Annotated in this window: 7 protein-coding genes; 5 read left to right on the plus strand and 2 right to left on the minus strand. The window is 65.5% G+C overall.

Annotation, left to right across the window (positions count from 1 at the left end; translation table 11 throughout):
* Both ACLML9_RS27170 and ACLML9_RS27175 read left to right on the plus strand, forming a co-directional pair.
* Positions 1–160 (plus strand): SDR family oxidoreductase (locus ACLML9_RS27170; protein WP_411948184.1); only part of this gene is annotated, 160 nt, incomplete at its 5' end.
* Between the two features lie 35 nt (positions 161–195).
* A complete protein-coding gene (locus tag ACLML9_RS27175; RefSeq protein ID WP_411948178.1) occupies positions 196–1,707 on the plus strand; it encodes a long-chain-fatty-acid--CoA ligase in 1,512 nt (503 codons plus the stop codon).
* Between the two features lie 23 nt (positions 1,708–1,730).
* Here ACLML9_RS27175 and ACLML9_RS27180 read toward each other — a convergent pair whose 3' ends face one another.
* Together ACLML9_RS27180 and ACLML9_RS27185 are read right to left on the minus strand one after the other, a co-directional pair.
* On the minus strand, positions 1,731–2,375 hold the full coding sequence (locus ACLML9_RS27180) for a TetR/AcrR family transcriptional regulator (RefSeq protein ID WP_411948179.1): 645 nt from the start codon (positions 2,373–2,375) through the stop codon (positions 1,731–1,733).
* 142 nt (positions 2,376–2,517) lie between these two features.
* Positions 2,518–3,960, minus strand: coding sequence for an MFS transporter (locus tag ACLML9_RS27185; protein ID WP_411948180.1), 1,443 nt, complete (start codon positions 3,958–3,960; stop codon positions 2,518–2,520).
* Between the two features lie 162 nt (positions 3,961–4,122).
* Here ACLML9_RS27185 and ACLML9_RS27190 point away from each other — a divergent pair, with 162 nt between their 5' ends.
* The 3 genes from ACLML9_RS27190 (at position 4,123) to ACLML9_RS27200 (ending at position 6,162) form a co-directional block, all read left to right on the plus strand.
* Positions 4,123–4,518, plus strand: coding sequence for an acyl-CoA thioesterase (locus tag ACLML9_RS27190; RefSeq protein WP_411948181.1), 396 nt, complete (start codon positions 4,123–4,125; stop codon positions 4,516–4,518).
* Between the two features lie 235 nt (positions 4,519–4,753).
* The gene (locus tag ACLML9_RS27195; RefSeq protein WP_411948182.1) at positions 4,754–5,422 is read left to right on the plus strand and encodes an MspA family porin; all 669 of its coding nucleotides are present in this window, start codon (positions 4,754–4,756) and stop codon (positions 5,420–5,422) included.
* 74 nt (positions 5,423–5,496) lie between these two features.
* Positions 5,497–6,162: an MspA family porin gene (locus tag ACLML9_RS27200; protein ID WP_411948183.1), complete on the plus strand. Its 666-nt coding sequence runs from the start codon at positions 5,497–5,499 to the stop codon at positions 6,160–6,162.
* Positions 6,163–6,203: the final 41 nt, after the last annotated feature.

Consider the following 6,203-nt stretch of genomic DNA (forward strand, 5'->3'; position numbering starts at 1 on the left):
CTACGACGGCCGCGAGGCAGAGGTCGCCGCCGACTACGCGTTGCAGCGTCTCGGCGTACCGGACGACATCGGGTCGGTCGTGGCGTTCCTGCTGTCGGCGGACGCGGGCTGGATGACCGGCCAGACGCTCACCGTCGACGGCGGCTTGCTGCTGTCCTGACCGGCCGCGCGAATCTGATCGGAGAGGACACCGCGATGTCATTCAACCTGGCGACCATCCTGCGCGAATCCGCGGCCGAACGGCCCGAGGCGCCGTTTCTTTACGCGGCGGACCGGACGCTGACCTACCGGGAGGTGGACGAGAGCTCGGGCCGGATCGCGCGCTCGTTACGCGACCGTGGCCTCGCGCCCGGCGATACCGTGGCCGTGCAGCTGCCCAACGTTCCCGAATTCGTCACCACCTACTTCGGCATCCTCAAAGCAGGACTGGTCATGGTGCCGTTGAACCCGTTGTTCACCGCCCGCGAGATCGAATTCCACCTGACCGACAGCGGTTCGCGGATGTTGATCACCTCCACGTTCTCCGCCGCCGCCGCGTTCTCCGCCGCCGCGGGCGCGGGCGTCTCCGACGTCGTGGTGGTCGGCGGGGATCCGTCGGACGGGACCGAGGCCTTCGATCGGCTGCTCGACGCCGAGACGATGGCCGACCCATATCCGGCCGCCGCCGAAGACACCGCGGTGCTGCTCTACACGTCGGGAACCACTGGGCGCCCGAAAGGCGCTGAGCTGACCCACTTCTCGCTCTTCATGAACTGCACGATGGCGCCGCGCCACTTCGGGATGACCGCCGAGGACGTGACGCTGGGTGCCTTACCGCTGTTCCATGTGTTCGGCCTGTCGAGCGTGCTGAACACCGCCGCGCGGTTCGGCAGCAGCGTCGCGCTGCTGCCGCGTTTCGAGGTCGAGGCCGCTCTTGACGCGATGTGCAAGCACAATGTCTCGGTGCTGATCGGGGTGCCGACCATGTTCACCGCATTTCTCGGCGCCGATCTCGCCGGCCGAGAGTTCGGCGCGTTGCGTGCCGCGGTGTCGGGCGGTGCGTCGATTCCCGGCGAGGTCATTCGCGGGTTCGAGGAGAAGTTCCCCGGCGTGGTGATCCTGGAGGGTTACGGCCTGTCCGAGACATCGAGCAGTGCATGCTTCAACATCAGCGCCACCGAACGCAAAGTGCTCTCGATCGGCAAACCGATCTGGGGCGTGGAAATGGCGATTCTCGACGCCGACGGTAGGCAATTGCCCACCGGCCCCGAACAGGTGGGCGAGGTGGTCGTACGCGGCCACTGCGTGATGAAGGGGTACTTCCGCCGCCCCGACGCGACGGCGCAGACGATCCGCGACGGGTGGCTGCACACCGGCGACCTCGGCTACCGCGACGAAGACGGCTACTACTTCATCGTCGACCGGCTCAAAGACCTCATCGTGCGCGGCGGCTACAACGTCTATCCTCGCGAGATCGAAGAGGTTCTCTACGAGCACCCCGACATCGTGGAAGCTGCCGTGATCGGCAGGCCCGATCCGCGCCTCGGTGAGGAGGTCGAAGCCTTCGTCGTGTGCAAGCCCGAGAGTACGGTGGATGAACAGGCGCTGACCGAGTACGCCAAGCAGCACCTGGCCGCCTACAAGTATCCGCGCGCCTTCCACCTGGTCGCCGAGCTACCCAAGGGCGCGACCGGCAAGATCCTCAAGCGCGAATTGCGCCGCAGTTGACCATGATCCGGCTCATCACGCCCCTACGGCGGGGAGATGAGCCGGATCACGCCGTCCAAAATCTGTTCGATCTTGTCGGGGCCGAAATTGTGGGGTTCCAGGCGTGCGATGATCGCCAACCCGTCACCCATCGCGCCGAGTTGATCCACGTGAATCTCAGCCGGTACGTCGTCGCGGATCCGGCCGCGCCGCTGACCCTCCCGAACCATGTCGGTGAAACGTGCGCGGTAGGCGGAATATCGCCGCGTGAGTGTGTCGTGCAGTTTCGCGTCGAACTGCATATTGGCCAGCAGTTGTGACATCACGTGCGAGAATTCCGGTTGCCCGATCGACAGCTCGAGCCATTTCTGCAGCAGAGCGCGAACATCGGCCTCAGAGGCGACGGAATCGAGCAGTGCGTCGTATCGATCGAAACGGCTTTCCGCGAGCGCATTGACGAGGTCGCTCTTATCGGCGAAATAGTAGGTCACCGCGCCAGTTGTGTAGCCGGCGCGTTCGGCGACTTTGCGAAGCGACGCTTTCGCGAACCCCAGCTCGGCGATGACGCTCGTCGCCGCCTCGAGCAGCTCCGCCCTCTTCTCATCGTGATCGCCTGCCGGGCGCCCGGGTCCTCGCGTCGGCGGCGCCGCTTGCTCGGCCCCGTTCGGGTCGTTCGTCTGCGTCAGCATGATTCCCATCATCACATCGTTGTCGCACGGTATCGACCCGCGGGGCGACGACCCACCTCAGGTACCCCTTGCGGTCGCCGCACACACAACTACGGGCTGCCGGGTGGTGGTCCCCGGCAGCCCGTAGCGAACGAGACCGAAGTCAGGTAGTCGCTGTGAGTTCTCGCTCCGAGACCTCTTCCAGAGATTTGTTGGCCGTCCTCGGACCGAACCCGAATACCACAAGCGCGGACACGATGTAGATCGCGGCGGCACCGATCATCAGGCCCGCGCGGTCGAGACCCCATTCGTCGGCACTGTAGATGAGCGCGCCGAGCACACCCGACACCACACCGCCCAGCCGGCCGATGCTGAAGATGACGCCGGTGCCGAGACCACGGGCCTCGGTGGGCATGGTTTCGGGAATATAGGCGTAGTAGACCGAGAACACGACACCGGTGAGGATGCCCGCCGCGCCGCCCGCGATCGCGACCACGATATTGCTGGTGGCCAGCCCGAGCGCGAGGATCGGCGCCGCCGAGGCCAGCGACGACCAGAGAATGAGGGTTTTGCGTTCCACCCGGTCGATCAGCAGCACGGTGACCAGCGGAGTGAGCGCGTAGACCAGTGACCAGACGAACTGGAGTGTGTAGGCGTCGGTCTCGGAGTACCGCAGCGAATCGATCAGCACGTATACCGACCAGTTCTGGTACATGTAGAGGCCGAGGGTAGCGCCGAACCAGCCGAAGCCGACCACGGCGACGAGCCGCAGCACCTTCTTGTTGGCCGCCAGTTCGCGGAGGGTGTATTTGGTCGTGCTCTCGACTCGCACCACCGGCTCCGGCAGCGCCTTGCCTTCCCGCAGTGCATGGGCCTCGAGGTCGGCCACCTGCTTGTCGGCCGCGTCCAGATCGCCTTGGCCGACCTGCCATCGCACCGATTCGGGCAGCAGGAAGCGGATGGCGGGCGCGATCAGCAGGCCGATGGCGCCGAACAGGAACAAATAGCGCCAAGTTCCCGGCGCGCTGTTGGGCAGCATGAACAGTGACAGAACGCCGAGAATGGGTGCGGTGATCGTGAAGGCGATCGTGGCGACGGCGACGAAGCGGCCGCGCGATTTCGCCGGAAACATCTCCGCGATGTAGACCAGCAACACCGAGGTTGCGGCTTGCACGCCGATGCCGGTGATGATCCGTGATGCCAGCAACCACTCGTATTCGGGCAGTGCTGCCGACATCAGTGAAGCGAGGGAATAGAGCACTGTCGCGCACACCAGGACAGTGCGCCGGCCGAAGCGGTCGGCCAAGCGGCCGCCGACGAGGGCTCCGAGGAGCATGCCGACGAAGAAGGCGCTGCCGATGGTGCCGATCTGGCCGGTCGTGAGATTCGCGTCGGACTGCAGTGCCGGCGCGATGTATATGAACAGCCCATTGTCGTAATACTCGATCATCAAATTGATCGCGATCAGGGCGATCCACACGACATGGGGCTTCAGAATCGGGAGCCGGTCGAGCCGGGCGACGATCTCGGGTCCGTGCAGTGGTGGGCTGACACGGTCGGAAACGGTGGGCTGTTGTGTCACGGTGTGCTCACTGATGTCGATCACACCTTCGCGGTGTGATGGGGTGGAGGCGTCGACGCGAGAGGGGGACGCCTGCGAGCGGAACGGTCACTCTGGCCTGGGTCTTCGCCCCGGGTCTTCGGGTGACCCACGCCACACTAGCAGTCGGTCGTGATTAACACAACAGTGGTTGTGTAAACTTGGCCGATGTCAACTACTCAGGTGATCGAGATCCCGTTGCGCTGGACCGATGTCGATGCCTATCGGCATGTCTCGCACATGGCGCTGGTTACGATCCTCGACGACGGCCGCGGCCGCTGGCTGGAACGAATCGTCGGCTCGCACGTGCCCGGGTGGGGCTATGTCGTCGCGCGGCTGGAGCTGGACTTCCGGGCCCCCGCCCCGCTCGGCGAGCCCAAGCTGTTCGGGTCGTTCGCGGTGGAGCATGTCGGCTCGTCCAGTATTCGGTTGCGCGAGCGATTGACGGCCGGGTCGGGCGCCGTGGTCGTCGAGGCGGTCAGTGTGCTGGTCGCCTGGGAGCCGGAGCGGTCCGTGAGTCGCGCGCTCACCGAACGCGAGAAGTCGTTGCTCGTAATGGAATAGCGAATGTTCACTATTGTGGAAAATTTCTCGCAACGCTAGTTGTGCAAACCCTCTTGGCTTACTACAGTGATATGCGCCACCTCGGGCTGGCGATCCTTCACGGCGTCGCCGAATTCTCGTATCGGCCGTCATCTGTGATGCCGCCGGACATCTCTCGTCCGGCCCGAAAGTCGATTCCGGAAAGCGGATGAGCGAATTTCGGCGTCTTGAAAATCAAGAGGAGATTCTGATTATCATGAGTTCTCATAAGGTAGGGGTGCGGGCCGCGGCCACGGTGGGTATCGCCGGGGCGGCCGCGATCGCCGCGGGCCTGGTAACGGCGGTACCGGCCGGCGCCGACGCATTCGTACCGCTCCCGGACGGTGCGAAGTCGGGCCCCGGTGTCGTGCTGACCCGCACGGGCGAACGGGCCGTGGTCTCGCCGTCGCTGGCGGCCAACGGCGCAGGTCGGGTGGTGTGGGTCTCGGGCCGGGCCACCGCTGATGTCGCCGTCACCCCCGAAGGCGAAGTGGGGCCGAACAACGGTCCGACCAACCAGTCCGGCACCAACAACTCCTCGACCCACGGCGCCTCGCAGCTCAACACGGGCTACCTGGTCGGCTGCCAGGTGAGCATCGCCGATGACGCGATCGGCGCAGGTGTCTCCGGTGGTTTCTCCACCGGTGGCGTGAGCGCGGGCGGATCGATCGGAGTGAACCTCGGGCCCGGTGAAGTCAAGTTCGTCCAGATCGATTACAAGGACATCCTGGAGCCGGGCGTGTACTCGGTGGAATACCGCGATGCCGAGATCGACATTCAGGGCTGTGCGGGTTTCGCGCAGGCTCGCGCCTACACGGTGGTCGAGATCATCGGCGACCACTACTCCAAGACCACACTCTACGGTGCTCCCTTCAGCATCGGCTGAGGCGCAAACAGCGTGTCCCGCAACAGAATCCATTTCTTCGCGAAGCGAAACCGAAACCACCGAAGGTGAATTCGATGTTCAACCGAAACAATCTCGCCCGACTCGGCCGCGGCGCGGTCGCGTCCCTGGCGATCGGCCTGCTCGCCACCGCCACCGCCGCCGCCGACACCTTCGTCCCTCTGCCCGGCGGTGAGCTCACCGAGACCCTGTCCGACGGCACCGTGGTCACTGTCCGGCTCACCGGGGAATCGGCGACCATCAGCCCCTCGCTCGGTTCGACCCCGGTACACCGCAACGCCTGGGTATCGGGTTCGGCTCAGGTGGAGGTCTCGGGCGCCGGCGCCGAGGCGGGCGGCATCGTCATTCCCGGCTATGTCGTCGGCTGCCAGGTGAACATCGCGGGCGGCGGTGTAGGCGGGGGAGTGGACGGTGCGTCGGACTGGGAGGGCAACGCCGCCGCCGGTGCCGGTGCCAGCGGCGAGCTCTCGCTCGGCCCCGGTCAGGCGAAGTCGTTCTACATCCTCGACCGGGAGAGGGCCGACGACTTCGGCAACGAGTCGCACAAGGTCTACAACGTCTTCTCCGGTGGCAGCGGGTCGGTGACCTGGGCCGATCAGACGATCGGGCTGTCGGGCTGTGGCGGCTACGCCCAGGCGCGCGCCTTCGTGAGCGTCGAGATCGTCACCGACCGCGTCACCAGCTGGGTCACGCTGTGGGGTCAGCCGTTCAGCCTCGGCTGAACCCCGCGCGCGCAGTGCCGCCCGACCCCGGTCGACGTCGG

The organism is Nocardia sp. NPDC002869, from assembly GCF_046764065.1.
GTDB lineage: Bacteria > Actinomycetota > Actinomycetes > Mycobacteriales > Mycobacteriaceae > Nocardia > Nocardia rhamnosiphila.

Bases quoted from the DNA above. Each gene is read 5' to 3' on its own strand.
- ACLML9_RS27175 (WP_411948178.1), top strand. From the start codon at position 196: ATGTCATTCAACCTGGCGACCATCCTGCGCGAATCCGCGGCCGAACGG.
- ACLML9_RS27180 (WP_411948179.1), bottom strand. From the start codon at position 2,375: ATGCTGACGCAGACGAACGACCCGAACGGGGCCGAGCAAGCGGCGCCG.
- ACLML9_RS27190 (WP_411948181.1), top strand. From the start codon at position 4,123: ATGTCAACTACTCAGGTGATCGAGATCCCGTTGCGCTGGACCGATGTC.
- ACLML9_RS27195 (WP_411948182.1), top strand. From the start codon at position 4,754: ATGAGTTCTCATAAGGTAGGGGTGCGGGCCGCGGCCACGGTGGGTATC.
- ACLML9_RS27200 (WP_411948183.1), top strand. From the start codon at position 5,497: ATGTTCAACCGAAACAATCTCGCCCGACTCGGCCGCGGCGCGGTCGCG.